Source organism: Chryseobacterium sp. 14P4.3.2, from assembly GCF_057799275.1.
In genome coordinates this window covers 398723-415123 of record NZ_JBYOKO010000001.1, presented here as the reverse complement: position 1 = coordinate 415123, position 16401 = coordinate 398723, and the positions used below count along the sequence as shown (strand labels likewise).

The 16401-nt window shown below is 36.2% G+C and carries 14 protein-coding genes; 9 read left to right on the top strand and 5 right to left on the bottom strand.

Features of this window, described 5'->3' with window-relative positions; all coding sequences use genetic code 11:
- Positions 1-58 precede the first annotated feature (58 nt).
- A complete protein-coding gene (locus AC27VX_RS01920) occupies positions 59-745 on the top strand; it encodes a response regulator transcription factor (protein ID WP_236856918.1) in 687 nt (228 codons plus the stop codon).
- A complete protein-coding gene (locus AC27VX_RS01915) occupies positions 742-2115 on the top strand; it encodes a sensor histidine kinase (protein WP_300687680.1) in 1374 nt (457 codons plus the stop codon). The genes AC27VX_RS01920 and AC27VX_RS01915 overlap by 4 nt, the downstream gene beginning before the upstream one ends.
- Positions 2116-2144: 29 nt before the next feature.
- Here the strand turns inward: AC27VX_RS01915 and AC27VX_RS01910 are convergent, their stop codons facing one another.
- Positions 2145-2906: a murein L,D-transpeptidase catalytic domain family protein gene (locus AC27VX_RS01910; RefSeq protein ID WP_236856916.1), complete on the bottom strand. Its 762-nt coding sequence runs from the start codon at positions 2904-2906 to the stop codon at positions 2145-2147.
- A gap of 366 nt (positions 2907-3272) precedes the next feature.
- Complete coding sequence (gene msrB / locus AC27VX_RS01905) at positions 3273-3719, bottom strand: peptide-methionine (R)-S-oxide reductase MsrB (RefSeq protein WP_236856915.1); 447 nt, start codon at positions 3717-3719, stop codon at positions 3273-3275.
- Positions 3720-3918: 199 nt separating this feature from the next.
- Between msrB and AC27VX_RS01900 the strand changes: the two genes are divergently transcribed.
- Together AC27VX_RS01900 and AC27VX_RS01895 are read left to right on the top strand one after the other, a co-directional pair.
- Positions 3919-5163, top strand: coding sequence for a DUF445 domain-containing protein (locus AC27VX_RS01900; protein WP_236856914.1), 1245 nt, complete (start codon positions 3919-3921; stop codon positions 5161-5163).
- Positions 5164-5191: 28 nt separating this feature from the next.
- A complete protein-coding gene (locus tag AC27VX_RS01895; RefSeq protein WP_488693597.1) occupies positions 5192-6079 on the top strand; it encodes a hypothetical protein in 888 nt (295 codons plus the stop codon).
- 142 nt (positions 6080-6221) lie between these two features.
- Here AC27VX_RS01895 and AC27VX_RS01890 read toward each other — a convergent pair whose 3' ends face one another.
- Together AC27VX_RS01890 and AC27VX_RS01885 are read right to left on the bottom strand one after the other, a co-directional pair.
- Complete coding sequence (locus tag AC27VX_RS01890; protein WP_236856912.1) at positions 6222-7259, bottom strand: quinone-dependent dihydroorotate dehydrogenase; 1038 nt, start codon at positions 7257-7259, stop codon at positions 6222-6224.
- A 347-nt stretch (positions 7260-7606) separates the two neighbouring features.
- Positions 7607-8305: a pseudouridine synthase gene (locus AC27VX_RS01885; protein WP_236856911.1), complete on the bottom strand. Its 699-nt coding sequence runs from the start codon at positions 8303-8305 to the stop codon at positions 7607-7609.
- Positions 8306-8753: 448 nt separating this feature from the next.
- Here AC27VX_RS01885 and AC27VX_RS01880 point away from each other — a divergent pair, with 448 nt between their 5' ends.
- From AC27VX_RS01880 to AC27VX_RS01870, 3 genes are all read left to right on the top strand, one after another.
- Positions 8754-10295, top strand: coding sequence for a glycine--tRNA ligase (locus tag AC27VX_RS01880; protein WP_236856910.1), 1542 nt, complete (start codon positions 8754-8756; stop codon positions 10293-10295).
- A gap of 397 nt (positions 10296-10692) precedes the next feature.
- The gene (locus AC27VX_RS01875) at positions 10693-11226 is read left to right on the top strand and encodes a hypothetical protein (RefSeq protein WP_488693595.1); all 534 of its coding nucleotides are present in this window, start codon (positions 10693-10695) and stop codon (positions 11224-11226) included.
- A gap of 169 nt (positions 11227-11395) precedes the next feature.
- Complete coding sequence (locus AC27VX_RS01870; protein WP_488693593.1) at positions 11396-12928, top strand: hypothetical protein; 1533 nt, start codon at positions 11396-11398, stop codon at positions 12926-12928.
- 141 nt (positions 12929-13069) lie between these two features.
- On the opposite strand, the gene AC27VX_RS01865 is transcribed toward AC27VX_RS01870, so the two are convergent.
- On the bottom strand, positions 13070-14398 hold the full coding sequence (locus AC27VX_RS01865; RefSeq protein ID WP_488693591.1) for a M48 family metalloprotease: 1329 nt from the start codon (positions 14396-14398) through the stop codon (positions 13070-13072).
- Between the two features lie 98 nt (positions 14399-14496).
- Here AC27VX_RS01865 and AC27VX_RS01860 point away from each other — a divergent pair, with 98 nt between their 5' ends.
- Together AC27VX_RS01860 and AC27VX_RS01855 are read left to right on the top strand one after the other, a co-directional pair.
- Positions 14497-15630: a serine hydrolase domain-containing protein gene (locus AC27VX_RS01860; protein ID WP_488693589.1), complete on the top strand. Its 1134-nt coding sequence runs from the start codon at positions 14497-14499 to the stop codon at positions 15628-15630.
- 5 nt (positions 15631-15635) lie between these two features.
- Positions 15636-16247, top strand: coding sequence for a YdeI/OmpD-associated family protein (locus tag AC27VX_RS01855; RefSeq protein WP_488693587.1), 612 nt, complete (start codon positions 15636-15638; stop codon positions 16245-16247).
- The last annotated feature ends 154 nt before the right edge of the window (positions 16248-16401 follow it).

Sequence of the window (16401 nt, the reverse complement as noted above, 5' to 3'; positions counted from 1 at the left end):
AACCTTTTGAAAACAAATTCTGAATAAAAAAAAGTCTTTACATCCTTAGTATTTGCTTATGAAAGTTTTAATAGTAGAAGATAATTCACGGGTTTCAAGTCTCTTAAAGAGAGGACTGGAAAGTCAGGAATATCAGGTTTATATTTCCGAAGATGCAGAAGATGCCATTGTTTTGTTGAATAAAATAACATTCGACCTGGCTATTACGGACATCATGCTTCCTAAAATGAATGGGATAGATCTCTGTAAACTGATTAAGCAAAATTACCCTGACTTACCCATTATTATGTTGACCGCTTTGGGAACAATTGATGAAAAAATTGAAGGATTTGATGCCGGAGCAGATGATTATATGGTAAAACCATTCGAAATAAGAGAGCTCTTTGTGAGAATAAAGGCTATTCTCCAGAGAAGGTCTAATAAAAATAAAGAAGCCTATCTGACGGAGCTGGAATATCATGATCTGAGAATTGACAAAAAATTCAACAGGGTTTTCAGGAGCGGAGCAGAGATTGAACTCACCCCCAAAGAGTTTAAGCTTTTGGTATTTCTTGTGAGCAACGCGGAAAGGATTCTTACCCGGGAGGAAATTGCTGAAAATGTCTGGGGAAATCATTTTGACACGGGAACCAATTATATAGATGTTTATATTGCCTATCTGCGAAAAAAAATTGATAAGAATTTTGACCAGAAACTTATTCATACCAAGCCGGGGGTAGGATTTATTTTCACTTCACAATTATGAAAATAGCAACCAGAACTGCATTGATCTACGCTGTACTTACAGCAGGCATCCTTTTTTTGTTTGCCTACGTTCTTTATTTTGTATCCGAAAAAAACCGGGAAGATGAGTTTAATGACCGTCTTGGATATAAAGTCATCTGGCGTTCGGAATTTATTTTTGATGCCCGAATCAACGATGAAAAAATCCGTGAGCTTCATCAGCGTAATCAGAAACTGCTGAATGAGGCAGATATCAGCGTTTATAACAGTAATAAAGAACTTACATTCACAGATATTCCCCCTTCAAAAAGCAATGAAAAGTATCTGGATAAAATGATCAGATCCAATAAAAACAAAATATTCTGGCAGCAGGGCGACCGTCAGTATATTGCTCTTCAGTTTGAATCAAACGGAGAGAAGTTTTACATCATAGGAAGTGCAGAGGATGTAACCGGAAAGGCTCATATTGCAGAGTTTAAAAAAGACATCATCATCATTTATATCAGTTGTATTGTTCTTATTTTTATTATTGGATTTCTGTTCTCCTATTATACCTTAAAACCATTAAAAGATATCATTGTTCAGATCCGTGATATCTCAGAACATAATTTGGATCAGCGACTGGATATTCCAAAAGCTAAGGATGAAATTTATGAACTGACTGAAACCTTCAATTCTACATTCAACAGACTTGAAAAATCTTTTAACAGCCATAAACAGTTTGTGACAACACTTTCTCACGAATTCAGAACTCCGCTCTCCACTTTAATTGCAGAACTTGAACTGGCCAAAGAACTGAATGTAACTCTGGATGATTACAAGCTTTCCATTGACAATGCTTTACAGGATGCCAATGATGCATCGGAGCTTTCATCAGCCCTTCTGGATTTTGCGCGGGCCAGCTATGATGTCTCACAAATCAGTCTTGTCAAGGTTCGTTTGGATGAAATTTTGGCAGAAGCCAAGCTAGCACTGCTTCAGAAAAATATAAATTATAAAATCGGAATCAATTATGTAGGGAATACTACGGATGAGGATGAGAACAATTATGACTTCCATGGAAATCCGTATCTCCTGCAGGTTGCTTTTTCTAATCTTATGGAAAATGCCTGCAAATATTCACGGGATAAAAGCTGTCATGTAGAAATAGAAACCAATGCTCAGTTTATAAAGATCAAGTTTATAGATTATGGGATTGGGATTTCGGAGAAAGACCTTTCCAATATTTTCGACCTCTTTTACCGGGGGTCTAATAAAAACTTTGAAAAAGGAAATGGTATAGGTCTTTCTATTGTAAAAAGAATTGTAGAAATTCATGAAGGAAAGATTTCCGTGCATTCAGAAATTTCAAAAGGGAGCTTATTTACTATAGAATTTTCTTCTAAAAAATAAAAAAAGCAGTCAAATCTGACTGCTCTTTTTTATGCTTTTAACCATTCCGAGGAGGAAAGATAATTCTGATCAGGATAATAAATGAACAGACAGTTTCTTCCTTTAATTGTATTGATAATGGGCTGCGTGAGTTCTTTTGGTACCGCAGGACATCCCCAGCTTCTTCCGATTCTTTTGTGCATGGCGGCAAAATCATCGCTTACATAGTTGGCTCCATGCAGGACTATTGCCCTTCTGTATGCAGCATCATTAAATCCTTTATCCATTCCCAACAGTTTCAAAGAATATCCGTTGTCTCCCTGATAGGTTGCATCTGTGATATAAAATCCTAAGCTGCTCTGTAACGAACTTTCCCTGTTAGAAAAATTCGTCGCAAATTCTTCGCCTGTATTTTTACCGTGAGCAACCAATGAGTTGAACAGAACTTTTTTATCTTCAAGATCAATTATCCAAAGTCTTTTCATATTCGAAGACATAGAAAAATCGCAGATAGTCAATAAATGCGAATCCTGGTTAAGTAATCCTGCTTTTTTTAAATTTTCGAAACCCGTCAATGCTTTTGAGAACACTTCAAAATTCAATTCATGCTCCGGGTCAAAGGCAATTGATTGGTACAATGCTTCTGATGAAGATACAGCTCCTGCGCTCTTCTCAGATTTCGTGTCGTCAGCTACAGCTACTTTTTCAGTTTTTGTTTTGAAATTTTCATTCTTTACCACCGTTCTTGGAGAAAGATAGAATGAAGTCGTAACCATGTAAACAAGGCCTATTACGCTATAAAATCCTTTCATTCAATAATATATAAATCCAAATTAGTGGGGCAAAATTATAAAAACATAACTACCAGAGGGTTATAACTCTAAAAAGTTTAACGCTATTTAAGAAACTTTAACGGTAGTGCAGGCATCTGCCTGATTATAAATCTATTCCGCCTGTTCCCGATAACTCCTATTTACAGGTTGAAATATCATATAAAAATATTTGATCACAAAAATATTCAGTTCATTTCCGGATTCTTTCCAGTTCATAATATTTTTAACTCATCTTTTTCCGCCAAATTCAGGCTATATATTAAGATGATACTTCGAAAGGCCGTTCCGGACAAATTTCCTTTCATCCGGAAATCCAGCTCTTTCAAAGAATATCTTATAAAAAATCTATTTCTGAGAATCAGAAATAAATTCCAGGCTCACAGAATTCATACAATATCTCAATCCTGTAGGTTTCGGGCCATCATCAAAAACGTGTCCCAGATGAGAATCACATCGCTTACAAAGCACTTCTACCCTCTCCATTCCATAAGCCTGATCTCTTTTATAATACACACCGTCTTTATCGGCTTCAAAGAAACTCGGCCATCCACAGCTGCTTGCAAATTTTGACGTTGAACGGAACAGGTGGTTTCCACAAACGGCACAATAATAGTCTCCTACCTCATCATATTCATTATATTTTCCGGTAAAAGCCCTTTCTGTGGCAGCTTCTCGGGCAATGGCGTACAGGTCCGGAGCCAGGATCTTTTTCCATTCTTCATTAGGGATATCCAGCTTGGCTGTATCTGTTCTGGAATAGTATGGATTGTTTTTTGCTTCTGTATTTTCCATAGGAATAGTTTTAATAGGTTAATATTTCTCTACGCAAGCGTCAGAACAATTAATATCGTTGAAACTAAAAATTACATTTCTTATGTAAGCTCCGCAAACCTTAACCCGAAAAGGCTCAAAAGTTTTTGTATCTTTTATGGGTTAAAAGCTCTTGTTAAGAATAACGGGTTTCGTAACCAAATTTAGTAAATTTGAGAATATGAATGACGAAGCAAAAAGAAAACAGCTCAGAAAATATAAAGCATTTGCTACAGGATTATTTGTTCTGATGGCCATTATTTTTATAGTGACCACTATTTTACAGAAGTCTAATAATTCTCATTGGATAGGCTATGTTCGGGCTTTTGCAGAAGCAGCTATGGTAGGTGCATTAGCAGACTGGTTTGCAGTAACCGCCCTATTCCGTCATCCCCTTGGCCTTCCGATCCCTCATACGAATCTGATTGAAAACAGCAAACAGAGATTAGGTGATAATCTTGGCAGTTTTGTAGTGGGCAACTTTCTTTCTCCTCAAAATATACGGCCCTACATTCAGAAGCTTAAGGTTTCCAACTTTGTGGGAGAATGGCTGGGTAAAGAGAAAAGTCAGGATATTTTGATTAAAAACCTTTCTGATATTGTTCTCGACATTCTCAATAAGCTGGACGACTCTACAGTAAGCCAGTTTATCAGCAAAAAAGTAGCTGAAATGACGGATGACATCAAGCTTAATAAAGTGGTAGGAAACGGAATTGGTTATATTCTGGAAAAGAACGACCATCAGAGGATCATTACCAATCTTTCCAAGCAGATCAAAGAATATATCATTGAAAATGATGAGATGATCAAGGACCGTGTAAAGAAGGGCAGTTACACGTTTATCCCTTCATTTGTAGATAATAAAATTGCAGATAAGATTGCAGAAGGTCTTTCTGATTTTTTCAAGGAGGTAGAAGAAGATCCGGAGCATAAAGTAAGAGAACTTATCACACAAAAAATTCATGAATTCTCTGTTGATCTGAAAGAAGATCCAAAATGGGAAGATGAGTTTAAAACCATCAAGAACGGATTTTTAAAAAATGACAAGCTGGACGAGTATTCCAATGACATCTGGGTTTCTATAAAAAAAACACTGATGAAAGAACTTCAGGAAGATCATTCGGCACTGAAAAATTATCTTTCCAAGAACCTGAATGAGTTTGCTCAAAATTTAAAGACCGATGAAAAACTTCAGAATAAAATAGATCATTGGGTTCGGGTAACCGCCTATAAATACATTCTTAAAAATACTCATCAGTTCGGGAATCTCATCAGTACCACTGTAGGAAACTGGCAGGGAAAAGAGCTGAGTGAAAAGCTGGAGCTGGAAGTAGGAAAAGATCTTCAGTTCATCCGGGTCAACGGAACCCTTGTAGGAGGTTTAGTAGGACTTATTATCTATACTGTTTCCCATTTTTTCCTTTGAAAAAGCTAAAACTATCCATCACACAATCATGAAAAAAGTTTTCTCTCTATTCTTTTTTTTAAGCTTTCTATTATTTCTCTGTCAGAAAGTTGAACTGAAAAAGGTAACCGACTCATCACAAGTATTCAAAGGAGAAATTGCAGGAACTCCTGTTACTATGCATCTTTATTTTGCAGGAATTGCAGACTGCAGCCTGTATCAATATTTTGTAGAAGGCTGGTATTACTATGATAAATATCAGAAGAAAATACCCCTGACGGGAGTATATAATTACGGCAATCTGTCATTATATAACTTTGGAACGAAGCAAAAGCAGAATTCCAAAATATTGAAAGAGCAAATCACATCACCACAGAAAGTAGAAAAAACAAACGAGATTTCGCAAGCACTACAGCCTAAAGAATATATACTGTTTGATCAGGATGCGACCAAAAAAAACACCCTTCCCGGTCAGTTTTATATGGATAAAAAAGTTCAGCCTGCTCAATTGTTTACCGGCAATAGTATGATCTACCGTTATAACAATTATATTATTCTCCCGAATAATAAAAAGATCAACACCTATGATTTTATTAATAAAGCAGGTGGAAACCAATTGATTTCTTATACATCAGGAGAAAATGGAAACCGCGTTCTGCTATATTTTGAACACACATCCAACCTGAATGCCTGTGGAAGATGTGGTGCAAGTGAAGGAGAGAAAGGCTACCGGGTTCTTTATTTTACAAAAGACTGGAATTATAAAAATTATCAGGAGTTCTTAACCGAAAGCTGTCTGGAATCTATCTATGACACAACAAAAACAAAATCTAAAGACAGAAAAACAATACAATATAAAGTAGGCAAATCGGATTCTTCTCCTGCCTATGCATTTACTGTAGATATAGAAAATGCATCTATTGTAAAATCAAAATAGATCCAAAGAAATTCCCGGGTTAGGTCAAATAATTTTAAGTCGAAGATTATTAAATGTAAAATGTCCCCCTATTCAGGAGGACAAAAAATGTTGCAGCTAGAGCTCATATTTTTTTGAGCTTCAGAAATATGTATGTATTCTTTTATCTTGGTAATCTGCTTGCTCTTTTCAAAAGTTCCTGATTGATCTCATTGATCAGTTCCGGACCTTCATAGATAAACCCCGTGTACAGCTGAATTAGGCTTGCACCGGCATCCAGTTTTTCAACAGCATCTTTCGCAGAATGTATTCCTCCCACTCCAATGATTGGGAAAGCTCTGTTGCTTTTCTCAGAAAGGTATTTGATCATTCTGGTACTTCTCTCACGGATAGGTTTTCCGCTTAATCCCCCATTTCCTATTTGTTCTAGAACTTCAGGAGAGGTTTTCAGGCCTTCTCTGTTGACAGAAGTATTGGAAACAATTACTCCGTCAATTTTTGTTTCTGCTATCAGATCCACAATTTCGTCTAACTGACTGTCATTAAGATCCGGAGCAATCTTCAGTAATATAGGTTTTTGTAGCGTTTTCGACTGATTTATTTTCTTCACTGCTGTAATCAGTTCACGCAGATATTCCACATCTTCAAGTTTAGCGTGGCTTCCAACATTCGGGCAGCTTACATTCAGTACAAAATAATCTACATGCGGATGAAGACCTTCAAAACAGTCTAAATAATCCTGGGTATAGTTTTCGGGAGTTGTATTGGTATTTTTTCCGATGTTTCCACCGATGATTATTTTTCCTTTGTTGGTTTTCAGTTTTTCAATAGCCGCTTCAAGACCATCGTTGTTGAACCCCATCCTGTTGATAATTCCACCGTCTTCTATTAAGCGGAATAATCTTTTTTTAGGGTTTCCGGCCTGAGCTTTTGGAGTTACCGTCCCGATTTCTACAAATCCGAAACCAAGATCTCCCAATTCGTTAAACAAAACAGCATTTTTATCGAAACCGGCAGCCAATCCTACAGGATTTTTAAATTTCAACCCGAAAACTTCTCTTTCCAGACGCTTGTCTTCAATAGGTTTAGGGAAAAACAATTTGGTAAGAAATCCAAAATTTTTAAGCATTGAAAATGTAAAATGATGAACTTCTTCAGGATCAAATTTGAAAAGAATTGGACGAATGATCGATTTGTACATTGAAAAAAAGTTTTACGAAATTACTCATTTTAAAATTAATCTCCGATTATCCTATGATATTTTAACATTTAATATATGGAAAAGTAATCAAAACCCATCCCGATCATTTAAACTGGTAAAATCAGTGAACTGTTTTTAAAGAAGATTTTATTTTATAGCTTTTCCCGCTTTTTATTACAATCTTTTTTTGCAAAAAAAGGATTTTCATTACAATCGGGGCTAGGGTTAAAGTCCTTGATTATATTATGGTGAAATAAACACAAATTCTGCCATTCTGCAGAAATCCTAACGCAAATCTCACTACCATTTTCTAATCCTACACTTAGACGCTTTCAGGATCATCAACTTTATGGCAAATAGGCACTTAAATCGAGCTTCAAAATATCCCCTACTCTTTTGAATTCTTCGTTTACCGTTGCATTCAGTGTCATTTTTTCTTTGGTAACAGGATGATTAAAAACCAATTGGTGGGCATGAAGCATCAATTTACTCATATTAAAAGTCTCCAGCCACAGTTTATTTTGTTTATTACAGCCGTAAGGGCGACACCCCAAAATAGGATGTAAAATATGTTTAAAATGTTTTCTCAGCTGATGCATTCTACCCGTTTCCGGAATGGCCTCTACCAGACAATAGCGGGAAGTCTCATGTTTTCCAAAAGGCAGATCTATTTCCGAAGTCTGCAAACGATGGTAATAAGTAATTGCGTTTTGCTGAATTTCATCCTCGTTAATCAAATCATAGTCGATAGTTTCTTCTTCTTTCGTCCAGCCCCGAAGAATTGCCAAATATTTTTTTTCAACCTGCCGTGTTGCAAACTGATCATTCATGATTCTCAATGTGTCTTTATCTAATGTGAACAACAAAACACCCGAAGTTTTACGGTCTAAACGATGTGCAGGATAAACATACTGTCCTATCTGGTCTCTCAGTTCCTGAATAGCATAGGTATCAGCTTCTCCCGCATAATAAGATTTATGAACTAATAATCCGCTCGGCTTATTAATGGCAATAATATGCTCGTCACGATAAAGAATTTCTAACATGGTGCAAAAGTAGAAATTTTCAACCGATATAGCCCTGATTGAGCGGCATGTTTGAGCTCTTTCCTTGATTTTGGCGGTGGCAAAGCCACCGCCAAAATCAAGGAAAAGCGAGTAGCGAAAGCAGGTTTCCAGCTCCTGATCATTATTCTTTAAATAAATTGTTTATATGAGTATAAGGTCCTACGGTAATTCTAAAAAATTGACAGACTATTTTGATTTTTTTATAAAATTGATATTGATCGCGGCTATCCTAATGATCGCTGTCATTGTTTTGATACGGTCAAAACAATACAAAATAGTAAAAATAGTACTGCTTATTATTGCCGGCATTTTATTGATCATTGGTGCAGGAGGATTCATCTTAATGACAATCTCTAATGTACGATCTTACAGGTATTAATATTTTCCCAATAAAAAACATTATTTTTGTACCTCAGACGTAAAAATTATGGCAAAGCAAGAAGATGTTTTCAAGAAAGTGATTTCTCACGCTAAAGAATATGGTTTTATTTTCCCATCGAGTGAGATCTATGATGGTTTATCCGCTGTTTATGATTATGGGCAGAACGGAGCCGAACTTAAAAATAATATCAAACAATACTGGTGGAAGGCTATGGTACAGCTTAACGAAAATATTGTAGGTATTGATTCGGCGATCCTTATGCACCCTACAACATGGAAGGCATCAGGCCACGTAGACGCTTTCAATGATCCATTGATTGATAATAAAGATTCTAAGAAACGTTTCAGAGCAGACGTTTTGGTGGAAGACTACTGTGCTAAAATTGAAGATAAAGAGAAAAAGGAAATCGAGAAAGCTGCGAAGAGATTCGGAGATTCTTTTGATAAGGCTCAGTTTGAGGCTACTAATCCAAAGATTTTGGAATACAGAGCTAAAAGAGAAGCTATTCTTTCAAGACTGGCAAAATCTTTAGAAAATGAAGATTTGGCTGATGTAAAATCTTTGATTGAGGAGCTTGAAATTGCTGATCCTGATACAGGTTCTAAAAACTGGACGGAAGTGAGACAATTCAACCTAATGTTCGGAACTAAGCTTGGAGCTTCTGCTGACAGTGCTATGGATCTTTACCTCAGACCGGAGACGGCTCAGGGTATCTTCGTTAACTTCTTAAATGTACAGAAAACTTCACGTCATAAGCTTCCTTTCGGTATCGCACAGATTGGTAAAGCATTCCGAAATGAAATTGTTGCAAGACAGTTTATCTTCAGAATGCGTGAGTTTGAACAAATGGAAATGCAGTTCTTCGTAGCTCCGGGAACAGAACTTGAGTTCTACGAGCAGTGGAAACAAAAGCGTCTGAACTGGCACTTAGCTTTAGGATTAGGTAACGATAACTACAGATTCCATGACCATGAGAAACTGGCTCACTACGCTAATGCTGCCGCTGATATTGAATTCAACTTCCCATTCGGGTTTAAAGAGCTGGAAGGTATTCACTCAAGAACAGATTTCGACTTAAAAGCACATGAAGAAGCTTCAGGAAGAAAGCTTCAGTTCTTCGATCCTGAAAGAAATGAAAACTATGTTCCTTACGTTGTAGAAACATCTGTAGGGTTAGACAGATTATTCCTTTCTATTTTCTCTCACTGCCTGAGAGACGAAGTATTGGAAGACGGTTCAGAAAGAACAGTTTTATCTCTACCTCCTGCTATTGCTCCAATAAAAGCAGCTATCCTTCCGTTGATGAAAAAAGACGGTTTAGCAGAATATGCAGAGAAAGTTTTCAATGATCTTAAGTACGATTTCAACTTATTCTATGAAGAAAAAGATGCTATCGGAAAACGATACAGAAGACAGGATGCCATTGGTACTCCTTATTGTATTACTATTGATCACGATTCACTTACGGATCACACAGTAACCATTAGAGACAGAGATACTATGCAACAGGAAAGAGTTCCTGTTTCAGACTTGAGAAGGATCATCGATGAGAAGACCAACTTCAGAAATTTACTTTCTAAATTATAATAAAAGAGGCCCTGAGATCAGGGCCTTTTTCATTTTTACATATTTGTCTAGTCCTGAAAATTGTTAATTTTAACGAATTAAAAACTAAAACTATACTAAAACCATGAAAAAACTCATTTTTTCATCACTGGCCATAGCAGTGATCTCAAGCTGTGTGTCAAATGATAATCCTGCAGATCACAGAGATAATGGTACTACATAAAATACCCCTTATCTTCTAAAGAAATCAACTGAGATTACCCAGGATGGCCAATCTTTTGTCGTAGATTACAAATACAACGGAACTAAAATAACTGAATCCTTTGATGTAGCAAATAAAGAAAAAACAATATATACTTATAATGGTGATAATATCGTAAAAACCAAACTATACGATAAGAATGGTATACTAAAGGTTATGAGAGAATTCACCTACGCTAATGGAAAAATGGTTTCTGAAAAAGTAACGGATACACACCAGCCGGGAACATTGGTTTACACAGAAAACTACCAATACCTGAGCGAAAGCCACATCAAACACAACGATTATCAATCTGTCACTTATAACCCTTCTACAGGAGTTTATTCCAATATACAGTATGTGGATAAAGACATTTATCTCGACGTTAACGGAAATCTGCTTTCCAGCACTTATACGCACAACGGAACTACATATATTACTACATTTTCTTATGACGGAAACAATCATCCTATGAAAAATGTAAAGGGTTACGTAAAAATGGATATGTGCTCTCTTGGAGATGGCGAAACGGGTTACAACAACCTGATCAATTCAAACGGCAATTATGCAGGCGCATTGAATGGAACAAACAAGACCAAGGGAGTTCATACGTTCAATACAGCCAGCTATCCTACACAATCGGCGCTGACTTATACAAGTTCTGGTTTTGGAACGAATGCCCACACGTATCTTTATGAATACAACAAGTAATTAATGTCTTACTAAAAATACTTATAGCTCCGGATTACTTCAGGGCTATTTTAATTTCTGATAATTCTATACAATTTTACATCAGACTTTATTACAATTCTATATAATCACCTTTATTTTTCGTCAAGATATGTCTTAATTTATTATTTTTATCCCTCAAATTTTAACCATGAAAAAAATAACTTTAGTAGTGTTTGGACTTCTCCAGACATTTGCTTTCGCCCAAACTCAGGATTTGACTAAGCTGGCTGCCGGCGATCATGTGGGGATGAATGCCTTATTCGACGATAAAGACAATCTTTACGGTTACGTTTCATTATATTCTTACGGAAAGTCAGGGGATAAAACCAAGAAATTTGAATATGTTATCCTTGACAAAAATCTCAACCCTGTTGCCAATAAAGAGTTTGAAGGAGACATCACAGCAGCTTCTTACAGAGGCTATGTAGACTTCAAGGGGCAGATCATTCTAAAGCCTTCCTACATAGATTATTCTCTGATAAAAAGTAGAGAAGTGTTCACTCCGGTGTCAATGGTCATTGATCCCAAAACAAATACCATTAAAAGGAAAATATATTACGATTATCTGGAAGATGGCACTTTCAAGGAAATCAATGAGCCTAAAAGCTGGAAAGAACAGCGCAAGGAAAACCGTGATGAGAAAAAAGATAAAGGCTATAATTATGTTTCTGCTGTAGGAGAACTGAAGGAGGGAGGTTACTTTGCCGTGGAATACAAAGATTACGGAAAGTATGAAAACAACAACAGCCTTATGAGGTTTGATGAGAACAAAAAGGAACTGTGGAGATATAAATACAATACGGATGGCAGCAAGAAGGCATATACAACTTTATCTGTGCTGGAAAGGGATGCCAATTATATGTACTGTATCATGAAGAAAGTGAATGACAAGCAGAAACTATTCAGCCTTGTTGCCATTGATATGAAAACCGGAAAAGAAGCATCCAATAAAAAAATTGAAGGAACTTTATCTGATGAAACCCTCGATAATATTGAATCTTTTTATTCCGATTACAAAAAGCTTGATAATGATAAAACATTTGATGATAAAGTAGTTCTGCTGGGAAGAAACTATGACCGTTTCGAGTCTATAGGCTTTGCGAGAATGATGGTCAACAAATCAAACTTTACCGTAGATACCAAAGTAATTAATTATGAACCGAATATTTCAGCTTTTCTTCCAAAACTTGATAAAAAAGGGAATGTAGAAAGCGGCTATATGCTTCAGATCAAAGATATGTACTTCATGAACGACGGAAGTGTAGGTATTTTATCTGAAAAGTATAAACCGGCAGGTCAATATTCCGCTCCGAAAACCACAGACCTCGTCTATATCTATACTGATAAAGATTTTAAAGTGAAAAACGTACAGGTTTTTGAAAAAGAAAAATCAAAATGGGTCAATAGCGATTATTTGTTCTCACAATACCTCAACGGTGGAAAAGATGTGGTATTCTTCTATCGTGATTATCAAAAAGATGAAGTAACGAGACAGAAAAGATGGAACCTATTCATCAATACAGTCATTGACGGGAAATTCAAACAGGAAATCATCCCTATTTCTGAAAAAGATAACTACACTGTTATCCCTTACGTAGGAAAAGAAGGTTATATTCTTCTACGGGAATATAATGAAAAAGAGAAGTTCAATAAAATCCGTTTAGAGAAACTCAACTATTAAGTATAAACAAAGAATCCTGATGAGTCATCAGGATTCTTCTATTTTGGGGTATTAAGCAAAGTTTGGGCTTTGATTTCCCCACGGTCTTATCATGTACTGCAAATACCTTTTACTCTGTAAAACCTGCAAGTGATGAAAAAATCAATTCACTTTTGCAACAGTCTCACTTGCTTTATAATAGTCTGCAATATTTTTAATTTCATCCAGACTTAGATTCCACATAAAGTTCAGAAACTGCTGATAACTTTCACTTTGATTTTTAGGCTCTATCCTATCCAGATATCGGTTCAGGTTATAATTTTTCCTTGCTTCATATATTTTAGAGAAGCATTTTCCAAGCCAGCTTTTATAATATTTTTCTTCCTCTCCATCCTGCAGAAACTGCATCGCGGAATAGATGCCCAATCCATAATCCTCAGAGTGGAAATAGTTGGGTAAAGCTTCCATTCGTGCCGTTTTCTTTAAAGCGATAAATAAATCGGAAGGTTTCTCCGGAGTCATCGGAGTTTTAAGCTCCGGAAACGTTTTTTTTAGCATCTCCAATCTTCGGGAAACTTCAGGATGTGAGGCAAGAGAGTCTTTGTTCAGCTTTTCTTTATAAAAATTATAGTTGTAAAGTGAAAAATCTTCCTTTTTCATCCATTTATCATTAAAAGCCTGTTTAGGAAGATCAAAAAGTTTTTTATACGTTTCTGGCTTCAGCTCTCTGGGTGAAATCGTATCAAAATCCTTCAGTTTTTGAAGGGCATTTATATATTCTCCTTTCTTAAAATCACTATTCTTAAAGAGCACATATCCCAGAGAGTCCGCCTGCATTTCAGCCTGTCTTCTTTCCTCCCCTTTTTTATAAATAGTATTTTTAAATATATCAAAAGCTTTCTGATTCTGGCTCTGGCTTCTATTTTCCGTTGTAGATTTTATGTCCTGAACTCTAATTTTATCCAGATTATCCTGCTCTATGATTTTTAAAAATGTTTTCATAGAGTGCTCTTCTATTTTATGTCCCAGCTCATGTGAAATAACAGCAGCAATCTCCTCTTCATTGTTCAGCCAGCCATAGAGCCCCATATTAATCACGAAAGTTCCGTCTGCAAGACAGTATGCATTAGGTGTATTATCCTTGGCCACTAAAATTTTAAGGTCCTGGGGCACTTTTGGATTATTCTTTTTAAGGCGCTGAATCAGAGACTGTATACTCATTTCAAAATCAGACTTGAAGATAAAGTCCTTATTTTTCACCTGCTTTTCAAAATCAGCACCGAATTCTTTGTAAATTTTAGATAATTCCGAACCTGTTTTCCCGGAATATTGCGACTTTATCTTCTTAACAGTCGCTTCATTATTTCCGACAAATTTTGTCAAAAATACTTTTCTCTGTGTATAATCTGCCGTGTCCATTGGTTTATAAATCTGTGCAATTCCCATCACAGAAAGAAAAAGACACCATAATGCGATCAGTTTTCTGGTCATGTTTTTCATCAATAAAAGCAAAATTAACGTATTTGCCGATTCATTTTAATTTTTATAATCAAATTATTCTAAATTTGTTAGACACCGATTCATAAAACATGAGAATATTAAAATATATGATAGGCGGAGCTGTAGCAGGTGCAGCAGCTGCTTACTTTCTGGGATATGATTATTTGTTTAATGGTATTTCCAAAACCTATCTTAGAGGAAAATCCAGCGCCTATATTGATGATGGATATCTTTTCCCCAGCAATCCTATTGCTACAGAGGAACCTGTACTCTGGGAAGAAGATGCGGGTTACAACAAGACCGAACTACCTAAACATTTAGTTGAAGACTTAATACACTCCAAAACAGCTGCTTTTGTGGTGATAAAAAATGGTAAAATCTTGCATGAACAGTATTGGGAAGGCTATAATCAGCTTTCACAAACTAATTCTTTCTCTATGGCCAAAGCTGTAACGGTTATGCTTTTAGGAAAAGCTTTAGAAGAAGGGATTATTACATCTATTGATAAAAAACTTTCCGATTTCTATTCGGAGTTTAAAGAGAAACCTTTTGGCAATAAGACTACGCTTAAAAATCTCGCCCAAATGGAAGCCGGACTGGACTGGGATGAAAATTACAACAATCCGTTTTTACCTAACGCCAAAGCCTATTATGGTAAAAGTCTTGTAAAAGCTGTGTTCTCAAGAAGGTTTAAAGAAGAACCAGGGATACGATTTGAATACCAAAGCGGAGCAACCCAGCTTCTTGGTTTTGCTCTAAAAAAAGCGCTCAATCAGCCCTTAGCAACTTATTTATCTGAAAAATTCTGGATCCCGCTGGGAATGGAACAAAATGCAAAATGGAGCACAGATGACTACGGCATGGAAAAAACTTATTGCTGTATTCATTCCAATGCAAGAGATTTTGCCAAACTGGGACAGCTATTTTTGGATAACGGAAAATCCGGGGATCAGCAAATTCTTAATTCTGATTTTATCGAACAGATGAGAACTCCTACCGGGAAGTCTGAAAACATATATGGAATGGGACTTTGGATCAATCATGACAATCCCATCAAACATTATTATTTTCTGGGATTGCAGGGACAATATATCATTATGGTTCCGGAGTATAACATGGTCATTGTAAAAACCGGAAGTTATTCCAACAACCCTAAAAATGACAGGGGAAGACCTGATCAGGTAAAATTCCTTGTCAATGAGATTGTACAATTATTCCAATAAATACGATGGAGAAATATAGTCCAAAAATTGATGCATACATTGAAAAATCACAGGATTTTGCAAAACCTATTCTGCATTACATCCGTGAAACCGTTCATGAATTCTGTCCTGATGCCGAAGAAACCATGAAGTGGAGCTTTCCCCATTTTATCTATAAAGGAAAAAATCTTTGTGCAATGGCTTCCTTTAAGCAACATTGTACCTTTGGATTCTGGCTGGAAAGGGAGATGAAAACCATGCAGGAGATCACGCAGGATATTGAGAAAAACTCGATGTTCAGTTTAGGAAAAATTTCGCTGATCGGGGATCTTCCACCCAAACCTCAGCTGAAAAAGGCGATTAAAGAAGCCATGGAGCTTACGGATATGGGTGTCACCATGAAAAAAGCAGCTCCTTCCAAAACAGAAATGGAAATTCCTGATGATTTTCAAAATGTTTTAAATGCTAATCAGAATGCCCTTGACATATTTTTAAAGGCTTCTCCATCCTTCCGAAAAGAATATATTACCTGGATTGCAGATGCCAAAACAGAAACTACCCGAAATAAAAGAATGGATCAGGCTCTGGAATGGATCACTGAGGGTAAAGGAAGAAACTGGAAGTATGAAAGGAGATAAAAAAAACAACTCTGATCTATTACACTTTATTTATTTTTCTTTTTTAAAAAATGGAGAAGTAAATAAGACATTATTGAAAGAAATCCTGTAATTCCAATTTTAAAATACGTTTGAAACGGAATTGTATGGCTACTTGTCAATATCATTAACAAAT